A 16,459-nucleotide genomic window follows, 5' to 3' on the forward strand; every position below is an offset into this window, starting at 1 on the left:
CCCGGACCCTGCGGCAGACTTCAGGCGTGGAACAGCCCGTCGCGGAGCCCGAGAAGTTGGTGGGCCGCCTCCAGGAGGTCGATTTCCTGCGGCAGTTCGTGCACCGGGTCCAGATGAACGGCGGCGCGCTGCTGGTGTCCGGCGATCCCGGCGTCGGGAAGACCGCGCTGCTGGACGCGACCGCTGAGGCCGCCCGGTCGTCGGGGACGACGGTGCTGCGCGTGACCGGTACCGAGTTCGAGGCGGAGGTCAGTCACGCCGGACTCCACCAGGCCCTGCTCCCGCTGGTCGACCAGCTCGACGAACTCGGCGATGAGCAGGCCGCGGCGGTACGGGTGGCGCTGGGCATCGAGACCGGTCCCGCGCCGGACCGGCTCCTGCTCTGCGGTGCCGTGACGATGCTGCTGCGCGGAGCGGCGGCCCGCACGCCGCTGCTGTTGGTCCTCGACGACGTGCCCTGGCTGGACCGGGCCAGCGCGGTGGTCCTGAGTTTCGTCGCGCGTCGGCTCGTCGGCAGCAGGGCCGGGCTCCTGGCCGCCTTCCGGACCGGTTCGGCAGGCTACTTCGACGCCTCCGGACTCCCGGAGCTGACGGTGCGGCCGCTGGACGACGAGGCGGCCGTCCACCTGCTGACCGAACGGTTCCCCGGTCTCGACCCGCAGACGCGGGTCCGGGTGCTGGACACCGCTCAGGGTAATCCGCTCGCCCTGCTCGAACTGCCCCAGGCCCTGGAGGAGACGCGCCGCGGCCCGACCCGGCCCCTGCCGCGGGTACTGCCGCTCGGCCAGCGGCTGCAGCGGCTGTTCGCCTCCCGCGTGGCGGCCCTCCCCGCCGCCACCAGGCACCTTCTGCTGACCGCCGCCCTGGACAGCGGCGGCGACCTCAGCGTGCTCGAGGCGGCGGCCGGCGACGATCACCGGCTGGACGATCTGGCGCCCGCCGAGCGGGACCAGCTGGTGCGGATCGAGACCGACGGGCACCGGGTCGTGTTCCGGCATCCGCTGATCAGATCCGCCGTGGTCGCCGAGTCGACGTCCGACGAGCGCCGACGGGCGCACCGGGCGCTGGCCGCCGTACTTGCCCAGGACCCCGAGCGCCGGGCGTGGCACCTGGGCGAGGCCACGGTGGAACGGGACGAGGAGGTTGCGGAGCAGCTCGAGGCCGCGGCACGCCACGTCCTGGCCCGCGGTGACTACCAGGCGGTCGTGTCCCTGCTGTGCCGTGCCGCCGACCTCAGTCCCTCGGCGGACGGACGGGCCCGGCGCCTGGCCGAGGCCGCCTACGTCGCGGCGGAGGGCATGGCGGAGACGAGCGGCACGGCGGAGCTGCTGGAGGGGGCCCGGCAGGCCCACTCCTCCCTCAACTACGTCTCCGCCGCCGCCCTGTTGCTCCTCGACTCCGACGGGCACGTCGACACGGCCCACCGGCTGCTGGTCGGGGCGATCGAGGTCCACCCGCACCCCGCGGACGCGCAGGACACGTCCCTCGTCAACGCACTGTGGACCCTTGCGCTGGTCTGCTTCGTGAGCGGACGGGCCGAGCTGTGGACGGCCTTCCACTCGGCGACGGCGAGGCTCGCCCCACAGCCGCCCGCGCTGCTCTCCCTGGTCACCGGCATGTTCGCCGATCCCGCCCGGGACGGCGTCGCCCTGCTGCCACGGCTGGACGCCGCGCTGGCCATGGTCCACCGCGAGAACGACCCGTCGACCGTGCAGAACCTGGCAGCCGCCGCGTGGTACGCCGACCGCCTGGCCGACGTACGGGAGCCACTGTGGCGGCTCATCCGGAGCGGCCGGGCCGGCGGCCCCGGCAGGAGACGACTGGTCGCCCTCATGGACGTGTGCGTGGACGACTTCCACCGCGGTGCGTGGGCGGAGGCCGCGGAACTGGCCGCCGAGGGCCTCGGCCTCTGCGAGGAGGCCGGAGCCAGGTTCTTCGGCTGGTACTTCCGCTACCACCAGGCCCTTCTCGCGGCCGTCCGGGGCGAGTTCGCAACCAGCCGTTCCCTGGCCGACCAGATGATCGGCTGGGCCGGCGCCCGGGGCGTGGGCACGGCCGTGACCTACGCACGCCACGCCCTGGTCCTGGCCGACCTGGGCGAAGGGGACTTCGAGTCCGCCTACCAAAACGCGACGGCGATCAGCCCGGCCGGGACCCTCGCCTCCCATGTGCCGCACGCTCTCTGGGTCGTCATGGACCTCGTGGAGGCCGCCGTGCGCACCGACCGGACGACCGAGGCGGAGCAGCACGTCCGGGTGCTGGACGAGACAGGCGTCGCGGACCTCTCGCCCCGGCTGGCGATCCTCGCGGCGGCCTGCGCGGCCCTCGTCGCCCCCGACGAGGCGGCGCCGAAGCTGTTCGAGCAGGCCCTGACCCTGCCCACGGCCGACGCATGGCCTTTCGACACCGCCCGGATCCGGCTGCTGTACGGAGAACGGCTGCGCCGCTCCCGGGCGGCGACCGAGGCACGCGTCCAGCTCAGACTGGCGCACACGGCCTTCGACAAGCTGGGGGCCGTCCCGTGGGCGGCCCGCGCGGAACGGGAACTGAGGGCCGCGGGCCAGGCCACCCGGACCGCCGCGGACGCCCGCGGCGTGGCCACCCTGACCCCTCAGGAACTGGAGATCGCCCGGCTGGCGGCCTCGGGCCTGAGCAACAAGCAGATCGCCGAACGACTGTATGTCTCGCCGCGCACCGTGAGCACTCACCTGTACCAGATCTTCCCGAAGCTGGGCATCACCAGACGGGCGGCACTGCGCGACGCCATCGGCAGCGACGAGGCCTAGGTGTGCTGTCCGGACAGAGGCCGACTCCGGGTCGTCAGCTGATCCGGAGGCCGGCGATGAGCCCGTCGCGCAGTTCGAAGGCCATGGGGCCGGTGCCGTTGTATCCGTTCCCCGACACCTTCAGCGTCAGCCGGTACGAGTCCTCCCCGGGCCCGCGCTCGGCGGAGACCAGGTCGAAGTGTGCCCGCACCCCTATGTTGTCGGTGCGGTTCCACGAACTCACGCCGTCGTGGCCGTGGAACTCACGCCCCCAGTCGTTGAGGTAGGCGTCCGGGCTGAAGGCGGCGACGAACGCCTCGGAGTCACCCTCGTTGGTCGCGTCGATGAAGACCCGGATGGCTCCGGGAAGGTCGAAGTCTGGCATGGGGGCCCCTCACTGGGCTGGGAAGGTCGATGGTCACCAACTCTGTACGGTGATGACATCACGTGCTGGCCGTCACTGACATCACATGTTCGTGCGGGAGGGCTCGGGCCGGTCCGGAGAAGAGGTGGTACTCGGCCACGGTCTCGAAACCGAAGCGCCGGTACACCGGCTCGCCCATCGCGCTGGCCCCGAGCGCGGCGACCCGCATCCCCCGTTGCCGCCCGGCCCGCAACGCCGCCATGGTCAACGCGCCGCCGATGCCGCGCCGCCGGTGGTCCGCGGAGACATGGACGAGGAAGACACCGGCCACCTCGTGCGCCATGATCACCACGGTCGTACCGACCACCCGGCCGTCCAGCACCGCGGCGAGACGCACGATGTCCGCGTTGTCGGGGCGACTCTCCTCGGCGTTCACCACGCCGGCCTCCAGGCTCGGCGAGACCCCCATCGAGGCGCTGTAGGTGCGCACCAGCTCCGTCAGCCGGTCGTGGTCCCCGACCTCCTCGACCCGCAGGCTCGCGGGCGGTTCCTCGGTCTTCTCCACGCGGTCCAGGGACCGTGTCATCAGCGGTACGGCCCCGAGCGGCACGGCTCCCAGCTCCTTGAGCACCCGGGGGGTGTCCGCAGGGCTGTCCGGACCGGCCCACCACCACCAGGGAACGCCCGTGAGCCGGGCCCGCGCGGACGCCATGGCTTCTTCGGCGGCGTCCAGCGACCGAAGCCGGACGACGCCGTTGAACTGCGGCTGGGCCAGACCGCTGCGGAACACCTCCACATCGCCCTCGGTCCGCTCCTCCAGGCCCCATCCCATGAGGTACTGCCGGAAGTTGGCGGTCACCCGTTCCAAAGAGTCCGTTGCGGTCGCTGGCGGTTCCATACCCGTTGCCTCCCTGACATGCGGACGCCTCGATCCCCCCGGTGGGCCGGAACCGACGGAAGGCAGCGGCCGGTGTTGGTGCAGGGGTGCGACGTCGATCGACCGGATCCGCCGGCCCACTCGCCACACGGCGGAGGGGCGGCGTGATCCACGAGCCGGCCCGCGGCCCACCCAAAGGACCCGCGTCGGCACGGCGTTACGAAGATCACCCTACCCGGTGGCTGATACACGTACAGCACGGGCACCTCCGCCTTCGCCCAGAACGTCGGCGTCGTCTCGCTGACCCGGGTACGCAGCCGCCACGTCGTCGCCGCCCGACCCACGCACCGCGGCGCCCTGACCTGGACGTGCCGGGTCATCGGGAGGACCCGCCGTCGGGGCGAAGCCGCGGCACCCGCAAGGCGGATCGGGCCACGGGGTCGCGGGTGGAGTACTCGTCCAGGGCCGCTCGTAGGTCGCTCAGACCGGGCGGCAGGCTTCCGGTCGGCCCGTCCGCGGCTCTCGGGGCGCGGGGGGCGGCTCTGTCGGCCAGCCGCCGTAGCGCACGGGCAGCACCGCCGGCGTCCGGTCGCAGGCTCTCGGGCTGGTCCAGGACCTGCCCGGCGAGATCGTGAGCCGCCGCGGCGACCCGGTCCAGCGCGGATGCGGCGGCCCGCACGCCGCGGCGCTCTCCCGCGGTGCGCTCGCCGACCAGCTGGAGCCGGGCGCGGGCATCGAGCAGTGCCGCCCGGTGCCGTGGCACGCAGGGGGGCCTCGACGAGGTCGGCCGCTGTGGTGAGGACGGCCGCGACGGACTGCCGACGGTGCCGAACGGTCCAGCGCCGGGTGACCAGTTGTCCCGCGACGGCCGCCGCTGCCCAGCCCAGAACCGTGCGTCACGGGGTCGAGGTCGTCGGTGGTCCGGCCGGACAGGGCGGGCGCTTCCTCACCCCCCAGCAGAAGGCCGCGCGAGGTCGTACGGGTGCTCAGGGCAGTCATGCTGAACTCCTTGGGTCGCTGATCGCGAGGACGGCCGGGCCGACGGGGTTGCCTCACCCAGTCGTCCGGCGGGTGACAGCCGGACGCGGGACGTCTCGAGTTTGGCAATCCGCCGGGTGACGCGGCTGTAGAGCGCACCCAGCACCCCGGATAGGGGTGGGCCCCGTCACCCCTCTGTGGCCAACCCCACGGCGCCTGCCGCTCCGGGGACGGATCGAGCGGTGCCCCGGCCGCCGCGAGGAGAAGGGGTTTGTGAGAAACATGACTCTGATGACTGAACATGGCCCTACTCGTTCACATGAACAACATAATGTTGCTGTCATACATCTCAGAAAGGGCCATCAGTGAGCAGCATCGTGGTGATCGGCGGCACGTCCGGGCTGGGCAAGGAGGTCGCGCGCTTCTACGCCGGCCGCGGCGACGAGGTGACCCTGACCGGGCGCGACGCCGAACGGGCCGCCGCGGTCGCCGGGGAGGTCGGAGCCGCCCGGGGTCTCGCCCTGGACCTGTCGCGGCCGTCGGAGATCAAAGGTGCGCTGGCCGCGGTGGGCACGGTGGACGGACTGGTTCTGTCCGGTGTCGCGCGGGACCGCAACAGCATCGCCGACTACGACATCGAGGGCGCGCAGTACGCGCTCGTCATGAAGCTCGTGGGCTACACCGCCACCGTGCACGCGCTGCAGGACCGGCTGCACGACGACAGCGCCGTGGTCGTCTTCGGCGGACAGGCCAAGGAGCGGCCCTACGAGGGCGCGCTGACCGTGGCGACGATGAACGCGGGCGTCACCGGCATGATCCGCGCCCTGGCCACCGAACTGGCGCCGATCCGCTTCAACGCCCTGCACCCCGGTGTCGTCGGAGACAGCCCCTACTGGGAGGACAAGCCGCTCGACGCCGTCGTCGACCGCACACCGACCGGGCGGACGCCCACCATGGCCGACATCGTCGACGCCGTCGACTTCCTCCTGCGCAACCGCTCCGTCAACGGCGTCGACCTGGCCGTGGACAGCGGCTGGTTGCTGCGGTGACGTGAGCAGGGCGTGCCGTGACGACATTGTCAGTCATAAGCCATGTACCGCGTGCACTGCACGCGGTACATGGGTGTGTGTGCCGAGAAGGTCACGCGATGAAGAGCGTCCAGTTCTCCGCGATGTGGAACCCCATCGTCTGGTACAGCGGGACGCCCAGGTCACTTGCGTGCAGGAAGGCGGTCCGGGCACCGGCCTCGTACCCGTCCCGCAGCACGGCCGCCGTCGCCGCCCTGCCGTAGCCGCGCCGCCGGTACTCCGGCGGTACCGCGATGTTGAACACGCCCACGTGGTCGCCCACCAGAACGCCGAAGGACGTGGCCACCGGGACGCCGTCCTCCTCGGCGACGTACGCACGCATCGAGGGGTGCTCCATCAGGTCGCGCGAGGAGAAGACGGCGAAGATCTCCTCAGGACCTTCGTAACCGACCGCCAGCGCCGCCCGGTACAGGTCACCCTCGTCGCCCAGGAGTCTGCGGACCTTCACGTCACCGGCCCCCGGCGCCGCCAGGTCGGACTCGTCCAGCTCCTTCAGCATGAAGGGCAGGTGCATCCGCTGCCCGAGTCCGTGGCCGGCCGCCGTCGCCACGATCCGGTCATCCACCTGCTCGCCGCGCACCTGCACGCTCCAGGCCACGGACTCCAGGGCGGGTGAGGCGGCGAAGGCCGCGATCTCCTCGGCGTCCGCCGTGCGCGCGGTGCTGACGACCCCGTTCAGGAACGGCATGGCCGCGCCGGTGATCAGCTCGGACGTGCCATGGGCGCCCGCCCGGTACAGGCCACCCGGCTGGACCTGGGAGAAAAGGGCCAGGGCTGCCATCCAGGCCTGGGCGGCGTCATCGACCGCATCCTGCATGCCGTCCACATCAGTCATGTGGGCAGCATACGTAACTCATCAACTGGCAGCCGCACCAGTGGCTGAGGGCCGGTCCCTGGCACTGGCACTGCCGCCTGCGCGACACCACTACATGTGCACACACCAGGAGGTGTCGGAGCGGCACCGCCTGCCCCGACTGCCAGTACGCGAATGTGCGAACCATTGACTAATCTCTTACTTGTTTCGTACTTTTCCATCCACTCTCGGTCCCGTTGCCCGACGGTGGCCTCTCAATCCTTTCCGGCGCTAGGCGGGGCATGACGGCAGCACGGTGGTACAGGGCCAGGCGACGGGGGCTGACCAGCCTCACGATCGCTGCGAGCGGCCTGCTCGCCCTGCTGATCGGTGTCGCCTTCGCCGTCCTTCTGTGGGCGATCTCCGACGCGAACAGCTCCACCTCGGCCCGACGCGCCTCCCGGAACGCGCTCGTCGCGGCCGGCACCATGGAGCAGCTGGTCCTCGACATCGAGACCGGCCAGCGCGGCTACGTGATCACCAGGCGGGAGGAGTTCCTCCAGCCCTGGCAGGAGGCGCGCGCGCAGCTCGCCGCGGAGTCACGGCGGTTCACCGGGACCGCCACCTCCCCCGGCCAGCGGCGCGCGGCCGAGCAGATCACCCGCGGCGTCGGCTCCTTGCTGAACGACTACTCGGTTCCGCTGGTCGAGGCGGTCAGGCGAGGCGACCCCGCCGCGTCCGGCCTGGCGACGACGCTCGAGGGGAAGCGGCGCGTCGACGCGCTGCGGGCCCGGTTCGACCGGTACGTGTCGAACGAGCGCGACCAGCTCGCGGCGCGCGAGGACGCCGCAGGCGCCAACAGCCGGCGTGCGGTGATCGCGGCCGGTGTGGGGCTGACCGCCTCGACCGCGCTGGTGGCCGCCTTCACGGTCCTCCAGCACCGGGCCGTCGTACGGCCGGTGCGTGGGGTGTCGGACGCGGCGCAGCGGCTCGCGGCCGGGGACCTGGGGGTGCGGACCACCCCGAGCAAGGTGGCGGAGATCGAGGCGCTGGGCACGTCCTTCAACACCATGGCGGCCGCCCTGCGGGACAGCCGTCGGCACATCATGGAGAGTGTGCAGGCGGTGCACCGGCGTACCGCCCGCGACCTGCACGACGGGGCGCAGCAGCGACTGGTCAGCCTGATGATCGGACTCCGGCTCGCCCGGGAACTGGTCCCGGACACGGAGAGAACGACAGTCGAGCTGCTGGACCAGTCGATCGCCGAGGCCCAGACGGCGATCGACGAGCTGCGGTCCCTCGCGTCGGGCATCTACCCGCTGGTGCTGACGGTGAAGGGGCTGGCCGCGGCGGTGCAGGACCTGGCGTCCCGCTGCCCGATCCCCACCGTGGTCGACGACAAGTGCGACCGGAGGATCTCCTCCGCCGTGGAGTCCAACGCATACTTCGTCGTCGCCGAGGCGGTGACCAACGCCGTCAAGCACGCCCAGGCGTCCCGTATCGACGTCTGCCTCGAACTGACGACGGACGTCCTGCGCATCCGCGTCGCCGACGACGGCATCGGCGGCGTGGACGAAGCGACGCCCGGCACCGGCCTGACCGGCCTCGTGGACCGTGTGGCCGCCTTCGACGGCACCCTCACCATCGACTCGCCCCGAGGTGGCGGCACCTCCGTCCAGGTCCGGATCCCCATCCCGCCCGACGCGCCCGACGGGCCGGAAGCGCCCGGCACCGGCCCCATTGACCGCTGACCGGCACGCCCAGGAACGCCCCGAGGAGCAGGCCCTGATCACCTCGCTCCATGGCCCCTGAACAAGCCGGTCCGGACATGTCACCCACACTCGCACCACGGACCGTTCTCGCCGGAGACAGGGCCTTTGCGACCTCCGGCCCCACCCCGGATACGTGCTAACTTCTAGTAATCGGTGGGGGAAGTTTTCAGCCGAGAAGAGGTGGGCCGGGGTGAGGCGCCAGGCGGTCACCCGTGCGTCCGGGGTGCGGCCGGCCTGGTGGTGATGGCATTGGACGGGGACATGCTGTACGGGCGTGAGGCCGAGCTGCGGCTGCTGTCGGACCTCGTCTCCCGCAGCTTCGACGGATCAGGCGACGCCCTGCTGCTGCGTGGAGAGGCCGGCATCGGGAAGACCGCCCTGCTCGGCGCGGCCCGGGAAGCCGCCGTCGCGCGCGGCGGCCGCGCCCTGTCGGCGCTCGGCGTGCAGTCCGAGGCGTCCGTTCCCTTCGCCGGACTCCACCAGTTGCTCAATCCGGTGCTTGCCGACCACGCCTCCTCCCTGCTGGCCCGCCAGCGGCAGGCGCTGTTCGCCGCTTTCGGCATGACCGACAGCGTTGCGCCCGAGATGTTCTCCGTCGGACTCGCGTCGCTCGAGTTGATCAGCAGCCTGGCCGACAAGGCCCCTGTCGTCCTCCTGATCGACGATGCACAGTGGATCGACAGGCCGAGCAGCGAGGTCCTCGCCTTCGTCGCCAGACGGCTCGAGGGGGAGCGGGTCGCCATGGTCATGGCCGTACGCGAGGGCCACGACACGACGCTGAACGAAGCCGGTCTGGCCGAGCTGCAGCTGAACAAGCTCGACGACGACGCAGCGGCGGCGCTGCTCCAGGCACACGCGCCGGCACTCGAACAGTCCGTCCGCCAACGGCTCCTGGCAGAGGCGGCCGGCAACCCGCTGGCGCTGGTCGAACTGCCGGCCGCGCTGCCCGGGGACGGAACCGTCCCGCAGACCCTGCCGCCCTGGCTGCCCACCACCCGTCGCCTGGAGCGGTCCTTCCTCTCGCGTGCCTCAGAACTGCCCCACCCGACCCAGACCGTGCTGCTGATCGCCGCCGCCGACGACGGAGGCGACCTCGCCGAGATCCTCCGGGCCGCGGAGATCCTGGCCGGCGCGGCCCTCTCGGTGACCTCTCTGGAGCCGGCCGTCGATGCCGGACTGATCGAGATCCAAGAGCACGAGGTCCGCTTCCGGCACCCCCTGATCCGTTCCACCGTCTACCACGCGGCCACCCCCTCGAGGCGGCTGAGCGCGCACGGGGCACTGGCGAAGGTGCTGGCGGGACACCACGAGCGCCGGGCCTGGCATCGTGCGGCCGCCACCCCCGGGCCGGACGACGACGTGGCGCTGGACCTCGAACAAGCCGCCTTCAGAGCACTGACCAGGGGTGCCCCGCACGCCGCGGCCGAGGCCCTGCGACAGGCGGCCCTGCGAAGCCGTCCGCAGACACACCGGGGCCGCCTGCTGCTGCGCTCGGCCGAGATCAACTTCGAGCTGGGCGAGGCCGTCACGGCACGCAGGCAGCTCGCCGAGGCGAGATCCGCCGAACTCGGCAGGGAGGAAAGGCTTCGCCTCACCCTGTGGGCGGAGGCGCTCGACGAGGAGAGCTGGTTCAGCCCCGAGCGGGTACGGGCCTTCGCCGACGTGGCGGACCAGCTGGCCGGCGCCGACTCCGACGGTGCCGCGCTCGCGCTCAAAGCGCTGTGGCCCCTGTCCATCGGGTGCTGGTACGGCAACCCGACGGAGGAGACACGCGGCCTCGTCGTCAAGGCGGCACGGCGCCTGCAGCGAGGCGACAGCGAACCGATGGTCCTCTCCGTCGCCGCTTGCGCGGACCCGGTGGGCGAGGCGGCCTGGGTCATCGACAGGACGACCCGGATCGCGCCGGGGGTCGTGGACGACCCTGCCGAGCAGCATGCACTGGGTGCTTCCCTGACCGCGATCTGGGCGTACGACCTCGCCTGGCCGTACCTGTGCGCGGCCGTCGACGGCCTGCGCCAGCAGGGCCGCCTCGGACTGCTGGGCGAAGCCCTCGCGTCCCAGGCCTGGGCGGCGATCCCGCTCGGCAAGCACCGGTTGGCGCGCGCCGCGGCGGACGAGTCACGGCGACTGTCCCGCGACACCGGCCGGTCCCGCTGGGCGTACGTCGCCGACCTGGCCCTGGCCACCCTGGCCAGTGAGCGCGGCGAGTTCGACACCGCGAACGAACTCATCCGCACCACCGAGGCGGAACTGCTCTCGGTGGGCGCGCAGTCGATCCTCGGCTTCGCCCAGTTCGCCAGAGGGCGCCATGCCATGGTCAACAAGCAGTACAACGACGCGTACGAGCAACTGGCGCGAGTGCTGGACCCAGCCGACGTGACCCATCACCCGTTCGTGGGTTACTGGGGCATCGCGGACCTCATCGAGGCGGCGGTCCGAACCGGTCGCCACGACGAGGCAGAACGCCATCACGCTCAGCTCACCGTGCTGGCCGAGAAGACAACCGCTCCGTTCCTCGTCGCCATGGTCACCTGTACCTCCCCCCTCGTAGCCCCTGACGACCGGGCCGAGCCGCTCTACCGGCGGGCCCTCGACAACAGGCTGCTGGCCAACTGGCCGTTCCACCGGGCACAGCTCCTGCTGGCCTACGGCCGCTGGCTGAGGCGCCAACGCCGCATCCTCGAGGCCCGTCGCCCGCTGCGGGCGGCCGTGGAAAGCTTCGACGCGCTGGGTGTCACCGCGTTCGGCGAGGACGCGCGGGCCGAACTCCGCGCGGCGGGTGAAGCCGTCGGCAGGCCGACACCCTCCACCGCGGACAGCCTCACCCCGCAGGAACTGCAGATCGCCAGAATGGCAGCGACCGGAATGACCAACCGCGAGATCGGCACCCGCCTGTTCATCTCCCACCGGACCGTGGGCCAGCACCTCCGTCGGATCTTCCCGAAGCTCGGCATCACCTCTCGTGGCCAGCTGCACCTGGCCGATCTCGGTGGCGAATAGGGGGACGCGGCGCGTCCGCCGTCGCGGCGGTCTGCAGTGCGCTGACGCTCGTCGAGGAACGGGGTCGGGAGCACCAGCAGTGACATGTGACACCAACATGGAGTCATACCTGACATCAGTCTCAGGCATACTACATGTACGCAGCGCGTACACTCACCATGTGATCTCCCACCGTATGCTTCCCACTACGCCGGCACGACGTCCGAGTCGTGACGGCGTCACCGGGCTCGGGTCGCTGTCATGTGGGGGGCGCCGTCACATCGGCGCCCTTCCTGCGTGCGTCGCCGGACTCGTCCGTGCGGCGCCGGCCGTCCGGCGTTCCAGTGGCGCCCGTGTCACCCATAGGAGTACGGAGTGCAACCGATCGGCAGTGTGCTGCCCGTCGTTCTCGACAGCGTTTCGCAGGTCATCTGGGTCGTTGATCACCAGGGCAACCTCCTGTACACCAACCCCGCGGGTGTCGCGGCGCTCGGCTACGACAGCGCCGATGAACTGGTGGGCCGCTCCAGCCATGCCACGCTGCACCCGGAACGCCCGGACGGGACTCCCTTCCCGGCCTCCGAGTGCCCGATGCTCCGCCCCGCCCGTACGGGACAGCCGGCGCACGGGAACGACGAGTGGTTCAAAAGACGCGACGGCTCCTTCTTCCCCGCCTCCTGGTGGGCCGCACCCGTCGATCTCCCGGCCGGCCGGGGGGTGGTCTACTCCTTCTTCGACGCCACCGAGGAGCGCGAACTGCAGCGTGCCCACCGGGAGCGGGACGCCGCACGGATCCGGGCCGACGAGTCGCGCGCCGCACAGCGGCGGATCATGCAGAGCATCGAGTCGGTGCGCCGGCAGACGGCCCGCGACCTGCACGACGGCGCCCAGCAGCGCATGGTCAGCCTGCTGATCGGGCTGCGTCTCGCCCGCGACCTGCTGCCGGTGACGGCCTCCGACGCGGCCGAGCTGCTCGACCAGTCCGTTGCCGATGCCCAGACCGCCATCCACGAGCTGCGGGAGCTGGCGTACGGGGTCTACCCCTCGGTGCTCATGACGAAAGGCCTGCTCGCGGCGGTGGAGTCGCTGGCCGCGCGATGCGCGGTGCCGACGACCGTGGCGGGGGAGTGTTCGATGCGGCTGCCGGCGGAGGTCGAGTCGAACGCCTACTTCGTCATAGCGGAGGCGCTGACGAACGCGGTGAAGCACGCCAGGGCCGCACACATCCGCGTATCGATCGCGGCGGCGGACGACTGCCTGCGGATCGAGGTCGCCGACGACGGGATCGGCGGCGCGCCCGAGGACGCCGCCGGCAATGGCCTGACCGGGCTGATGGACCGCGTCGCGGCCTTCGAGGGCGTTCTCGTCATCGACTCGCCGCCGGGCCGTGGCACCTCGGTACGTGCGGAAATCCCCGTTCCGCACTGAGCGGTATCGTGGGGCTGCCCCTATGGTTCATCACTCGGAGCACGAGGCATTCTGGTGAGCATGTCCGTCAATATCGTGGTCGTGGACGACGACCCAGGATTCCGTCGGGTAGCCAGGATGCTGCTGACGGCGCGCGGTCTGCATGTCGTCGCGGAGTCGGAGGACGGCGCGTCGGCCCTGGCCGCGGTACGTGCCCATCGACCGGACGGGCTGCTGCTCGACCTGCATCTTCCCGACCATGACGGCGTGTCCGTCGCGCGCATGCTGCGCGAGGAGGACCGGCCGCCCCGGATCGTGCTGACCTCCACCGAGCAGTCGTTCTGGTCCGCGGCGGAGCTGGAACAGGCGGGAATCGAGTCCTTCATCGCCAAGGACCGGCTGTTCGACGCCGATCTCAAGGGCATCTTCCACCCACCGCCTGAGGCTGGGACCGAGAGTCCTACTGCTTGAGGTGGCGCAGGACGGCCAGCACCCGGCGATGCTGGCTGGTGGTCGCCTGGTTGAGACCTAGTTTCATGAAGATCCCCGTCACGTGACGTTCGACCGCGGGGACGGTCACGAACAGCTGGCGTGCGATGCCGGTGTTGGAGTGGCCTTCGGCCATCAGCGCCAGTACCTCTCGCTCCTTCGGCGTCAGCGTGGCCAGCGGGTCCTCCGTGCGTTTGCGGCCGACGAGCGTGGCGATGACGTCGGGGTCGAGGGCCGACCCTCCGGCGACGACCCGCTCGACGGCGTCGGTCAGCATCTGGGGGCTCGCGACCTTTTCCTTGAGGAGATAGCCCACGCCCCGCGCGTCGTCGCCGACCAGGTCCAGCGCGTAGGAGGCGTCGAGGAACTGCGAGAGCACGATGACAGCCGTCTCCGGCTGCGCGATACGTATCTCCTGAGCGGCCTGCAGGCCGTCCGCGTTCAGGTTCGGCGGCATCTGGATGTCGGTGATCACGACGTCGGGGCGTTGCTCCTTGGTGACGCGCACCAGCTCCACGGCGTTGTCCACGGCCGCGACAACGGTGATCCCGGCACTGCGCAGGATGTGCGCGATGCCCTCCCGAACGATGGCCTGGTCTTCTCCCAGCACTGCTCGCAGAGGTTCACTCATGAACTGCATCCTAGTCGGTGGTTCAGTGGGACAGCCGTGGAGAACATGTCGAAGGTTATGTCAGTCATATGACATAACCCTACGGCCATGCTGGTGAAGTGGCCCCTCGGAGCGCGTCTGGCAGGCCATCTCCGAGGCCGGCACCGGCGACCGGCGTGCCCCTCGTGGGGTCATCCCCACGCCGTGCCAGGGGCAGGCCACATGCCCACAGTCAAGCCTGCTCGATGGTGAGCCTGCCACCGCGGCGGAAAGACTGGGCTATGTGCCGGGGGCCGCGCCGACTGGAGCCGTCCTCCCACGGCCCATCCCGCCGGCCGGCCGCTCGACACTGTTATCGATGCTCACGGGAAAGTGTTGCCATCATTCCGATCTGCTGTTATCGTCGATAACGCAAAGACGAGATCGGCGATCTCGCCCGCTGGATCGGACACGCTGCCACACCACACGAAGGACTGGTCACCATGACGGAAACGAACACCCGCGTCGCGCTGGTCACGGGCGGTACCGGAGGCATCGGCCGGGCCGTGGTCGACCGCCTGGCCAAGGACGGCTTCGCCCTCGCGGTGCACTACGCCGGCAACAAGGCCAAGGCCGACGAGGCCGTCGAGGCCGTCAAGGCCCGCGGCGGCAAGGCGATCGCGGTGGCCGGCGACGTGGCCGACGAGGACGCCATGGCCGCGGCCTTCGACGCCACCGAGGCGGAGTTCGGCGGCATCGACGTAGTGGTCAACACCGCGGGCATCATGCTCCTGTCGCCGATCGCCACGCTGAACCTGGACGACCTGGACCGCATGCACCGCACCAACATCCGCGGCACGTTCGTCGTCTCCCAGCAGGCGGCCCGGCGCCTGCGCCGCGGCGGAGCCCTGATCAACGTCTCCTCGTCGCTCACCAGGCTCCAGTTCCCCACCTACGGCGCCTACGCCGCGAGCAAGGGAGCGGTCGAGGCGATGACCCTGGTGCTCGCCCGCGAACTGCGGGGCAAGGACATCACCGTCAACGCGGTTTCCCCCGGACCCACCGCCACCCCGCTGTTCCTCGAGGGCAAGGACCAGGCGGCGCTCGACAACCTCTCCAAGGCCGCCCCACTGGAGCGGCTGGGCACCCCCGAGGACATCGCCGAACCCATCGCCTTCCTCGCCGGCCCGGCACGCTGGATCAACGGCCAGACCCTCTACGCCAACGGCGGCATCGCCTGAGCCCGCGGCGCCACATCCTGCTCAGCCCTCCACCGGATCCCCGCGGGCCGGCCCGCACCCCCTGACTCTTCCCCCCCCACGCCCGACCCTCCGCCCTCACCCCCTGACAGCCCACCTCCGTGGTCAAGGAGACTGCCATGAGCAATATCGTCGTCATCACCGGCGCATCCAGCGGTTTCGGCGCCCTGACCGCCCGCGCCCTCGCCGACACGGGGAACACCGTGTACGCCGGCATGCGCGAGACCGCCGGCCGCAACGCGCCCCAGGTCCAGGCCGCCGCCGACTACGCCAAGGAGCACGGCGTGGACCTGCGCGCCGTCGAGATGGACGTCAACTCCCAGGACTCCGTCGACGCCGCCGTCAAGCGGGTGATCGAGGAGCACGGCCGTATCGACGTCCTGGTCCACAACGCCGGTCACATGGTCACCGGCCCGTCCGAGGCCTTCACCCCGGAGCAGCTCGACCAGCTCTTCGACATCAACGTGCTGTCCGCCCAGCGCGTCAACCGCGCCGCCCTGCCGCACCTGCGCAAGGCCGGCCGCGGGCTGGTCGTCTGGGTGTCCAGCTCCAGCGTCAAGGGCGGAACCCCGCCCTACCTCGGCCCCTACTTCGCCGCCAAGGCGGCGATGGACTCCCTGGCGGTCACCTACGCCGGCGAGCTGGCCCGCTGGGGCGTGGAGACCTCGATCGTGGTCCCCGGCTCCTTCACCAGCGGCACCAACCACTTCGCCCACTCCGGTCACCCGGCCGACCAGGCCGTCGAGGCGGAGTACGAGACCAAGTACGCGGGTCTGATGGAGCAGGTCTCCCAGAAGCTCGCGGCCCTCGCCCCCGAGGGCGCGGAGGCCTCACTGGTCTCCGACGAGATCGCCCGCATCGTGGCCCTGCCGGAGGGCCGGCGGCCCTACCGCGTCCACATCGACCCGGCGAACGACGGCTCCGAAGAGGTCTCCGAGGTCGCCGACCGCATCCGCCGGGAGTTCCTGACCCGGATCGACCTCGCGGACCTGCTGACGGTGCACCCGGCCGACGCGTGACGACCACAGCCACACAAGCCGGGGGCCGACCCAGTGGGTCGGCCCCCGGCCTTGTGTCAGCCCCAGGAGTACGCGGCTGG

13 protein-coding genes are annotated in these 16,459 nt (G+C 71.2%); 8 read left to right on the forward strand and 5 right to left on the reverse strand.

The window, feature by feature from the left end; genetic code table 11:
* Positions 1–26: 26 nt before the first annotated feature.
* Entirely contained in the window at positions 27–2,786 is a 2,760-nt protein-coding gene (locus ACGFRF_RS35110) for a helix-turn-helix transcriptional regulator (RefSeq protein ID WP_393747035.1), read from the forward strand.
* A gap of 34 nt (positions 2,787–2,820) precedes the next feature.
* Here ACGFRF_RS35110 and ACGFRF_RS35115 read toward each other — a convergent pair whose 3' ends face one another.
* The 3 genes from ACGFRF_RS35115 to ACGFRF_RS35125 form a co-directional block, all read right to left on the reverse strand.
* Complete coding sequence (locus ACGFRF_RS35115; protein WP_393747037.1) at positions 2,821–3,150, reverse strand: nuclear transport factor 2 family protein; 330 nt, start codon at positions 3,148–3,150, stop codon at positions 2,821–2,823.
* Between the two features lie 58 nt (positions 3,151–3,208).
* Positions 3,209–4,027, reverse strand: a complete 819-nt coding sequence (locus ACGFRF_RS35120) for a GNAT family N-acetyltransferase (RefSeq protein WP_393747039.1) — start codon at positions 4,025–4,027, stop codon at positions 3,209–3,211.
* Positions 4,028–4,382: 355 nt separating this feature from the next.
* Positions 4,383–4,769 carry a hypothetical protein gene (locus ACGFRF_RS35125; RefSeq protein WP_393747041.1) on the reverse strand — a complete coding sequence of 129 codons (387 nt, stop codon included), beginning with the start codon at positions 4,767–4,769 and terminating at the stop codon, positions 4,383–4,385.
* Between the two features lie 580 nt (positions 4,770–5,349).
* Here ACGFRF_RS35125 and ACGFRF_RS35130 point away from each other — a divergent pair.
* Positions 5,350–6,033, forward strand: a complete 684-nt coding sequence (locus tag ACGFRF_RS35130; protein WP_393747043.1) for an SDR family oxidoreductase — start codon at positions 5,350–5,352, stop codon at positions 6,031–6,033.
* Between the two features lie 91 nt (positions 6,034–6,124).
* Here the strand turns inward: ACGFRF_RS35130 and ACGFRF_RS35135 are convergent, their stop codons facing one another.
* Positions 6,125–6,907: a GNAT family N-acetyltransferase gene (locus tag ACGFRF_RS35135; RefSeq protein ID WP_393747045.1), complete on the reverse strand. Its 783-nt coding sequence runs from the start codon at positions 6,905–6,907 to the stop codon at positions 6,125–6,127.
* Between the two features lie 260 nt (positions 6,908–7,167).
* Between ACGFRF_RS35135 and ACGFRF_RS35140 the strand changes: the two genes are divergently transcribed.
* The 4 genes from ACGFRF_RS35140 to ACGFRF_RS35155 all read left to right on the forward strand — a co-directional run bounded on the left by ACGFRF_RS35140 (position 7,168) and on the right by ACGFRF_RS35155 (position 13,494).
* Positions 7,168–8,616 carry a CHASE3 domain-containing protein gene (locus ACGFRF_RS35140; protein WP_393747047.1) on the forward strand — a complete coding sequence of 483 codons (1,449 nt, stop codon included), beginning with the start codon at positions 7,168–7,170 and terminating at the stop codon, positions 8,614–8,616.
* Positions 8,617–8,898: 282 nt separating this feature from the next.
* Entirely contained in the window at positions 8,899–11,637 is a 2,739-nt protein-coding gene (locus ACGFRF_RS35145; RefSeq protein ID WP_393747049.1) for an AAA family ATPase, read from the forward strand.
* A 354-nt stretch (positions 11,638–11,991) separates the two neighbouring features.
* Positions 11,992–13,044 carry an ATP-binding protein gene (locus ACGFRF_RS35150; protein WP_393747051.1) on the forward strand — a complete coding sequence of 351 codons (1,053 nt, stop codon included), beginning with the start codon at positions 11,992–11,994 and terminating at the stop codon, positions 13,042–13,044.
* 60 nt (positions 13,045–13,104) lie between these two features.
* Complete coding sequence (locus ACGFRF_RS35155) at positions 13,105–13,494, forward strand: response regulator transcription factor (protein WP_393747053.1); 390 nt, start codon at positions 13,105–13,107, stop codon at positions 13,492–13,494.
* Here ACGFRF_RS35155 and ACGFRF_RS35160 read toward each other — a convergent pair.
* Positions 13,484–14,143 carry a response regulator gene (locus tag ACGFRF_RS35160; protein ID WP_393747055.1) on the reverse strand — a complete coding sequence of 220 codons (660 nt, stop codon included), beginning with the start codon at positions 14,141–14,143 and terminating at the stop codon, positions 13,484–13,486. The genes ACGFRF_RS35155 and ACGFRF_RS35160 overlap by 11 nt on opposite strands.
* A 461-nt stretch (positions 14,144–14,604) precedes the next feature.
* Here ACGFRF_RS35160 and ACGFRF_RS35165 point away from each other — a divergent pair, with 461 nt between their 5' ends.
* Complete coding sequence (locus tag ACGFRF_RS35165) at positions 14,605–15,342, forward strand: SDR family oxidoreductase (protein WP_393747057.1); 738 nt, start codon at positions 14,605–14,607, stop codon at positions 15,340–15,342.
* 137 nt (positions 15,343–15,479) lie between these two features.
* On the forward strand, positions 15,480–16,379 hold the full coding sequence (locus ACGFRF_RS35170; protein WP_393747059.1) for an SDR family oxidoreductase: 900 nt from the start codon (positions 15,480–15,482) through the stop codon (positions 16,377–16,379).
* Positions 16,380–16,459 lie beyond the last annotated feature (80 nt).

This window comes from Streptomyces sp. NPDC048521, assembly GCF_043199855.1.
Classification (GTDB): domain Bacteria; phylum Actinomycetota; class Actinomycetes; order Streptomycetales; family Streptomycetaceae; genus Streptomyces.

What these genes read in the sequence shown, in the direction of transcription:
- ACGFRF_RS35120 (WP_393747039.1), bottom strand. Translation starts at nt 4,027, where the DNA reads ATGGAACCGCCAGCGACCGCAACGGACTCTTTGGAACGGGTGACCGCC.
- ACGFRF_RS35160 (WP_393747055.1), bottom strand. Translation starts at nt 14,143, where the DNA reads ATGAGTGAACCTCTGCGAGCAGTGCTGGGAGAAGACCAGGCCATCGTT.
- ACGFRF_RS35170 (WP_393747059.1), top strand. Translation starts at nt 15,480, where the DNA reads ATGAGCAATATCGTCGTCATCACCGGCGCATCCAGCGGTTTCGGCGCC.
- ACGFRF_RS35140 (WP_393747047.1), top strand. Translation starts at nt 7,168, where the DNA reads ATGACGGCAGCACGGTGGTACAGGGCCAGGCGACGGGGGCTGACCAGC.
- ACGFRF_RS35165 (WP_393747057.1), top strand. Translation starts at nt 14,605, where the DNA reads ATGACGGAAACGAACACCCGCGTCGCGCTGGTCACGGGCGGTACCGGA.
- ACGFRF_RS35145 (WP_393747049.1), top strand. Translation starts at nt 8,899, where the DNA reads ATGCTGTACGGGCGTGAGGCCGAGCTGCGGCTGCTGTCGGACCTCGTC.
- ACGFRF_RS35155 (WP_393747053.1), top strand. Translation starts at nt 13,105, where the DNA reads ATGTCCGTCAATATCGTGGTCGTGGACGACGACCCAGGATTCCGTCGG.
- ACGFRF_RS35115 (WP_393747037.1), bottom strand. Translation starts at nt 3,150, where the DNA reads ATGCCAGACTTCGACCTTCCCGGAGCCATCCGGGTCTTCATCGACGCG.
- ACGFRF_RS35135 (WP_393747045.1), bottom strand. Translation starts at nt 6,907, where the DNA reads ATGACTGATGTGGACGGCATGCAGGATGCGGTCGATGACGCCGCCCAG.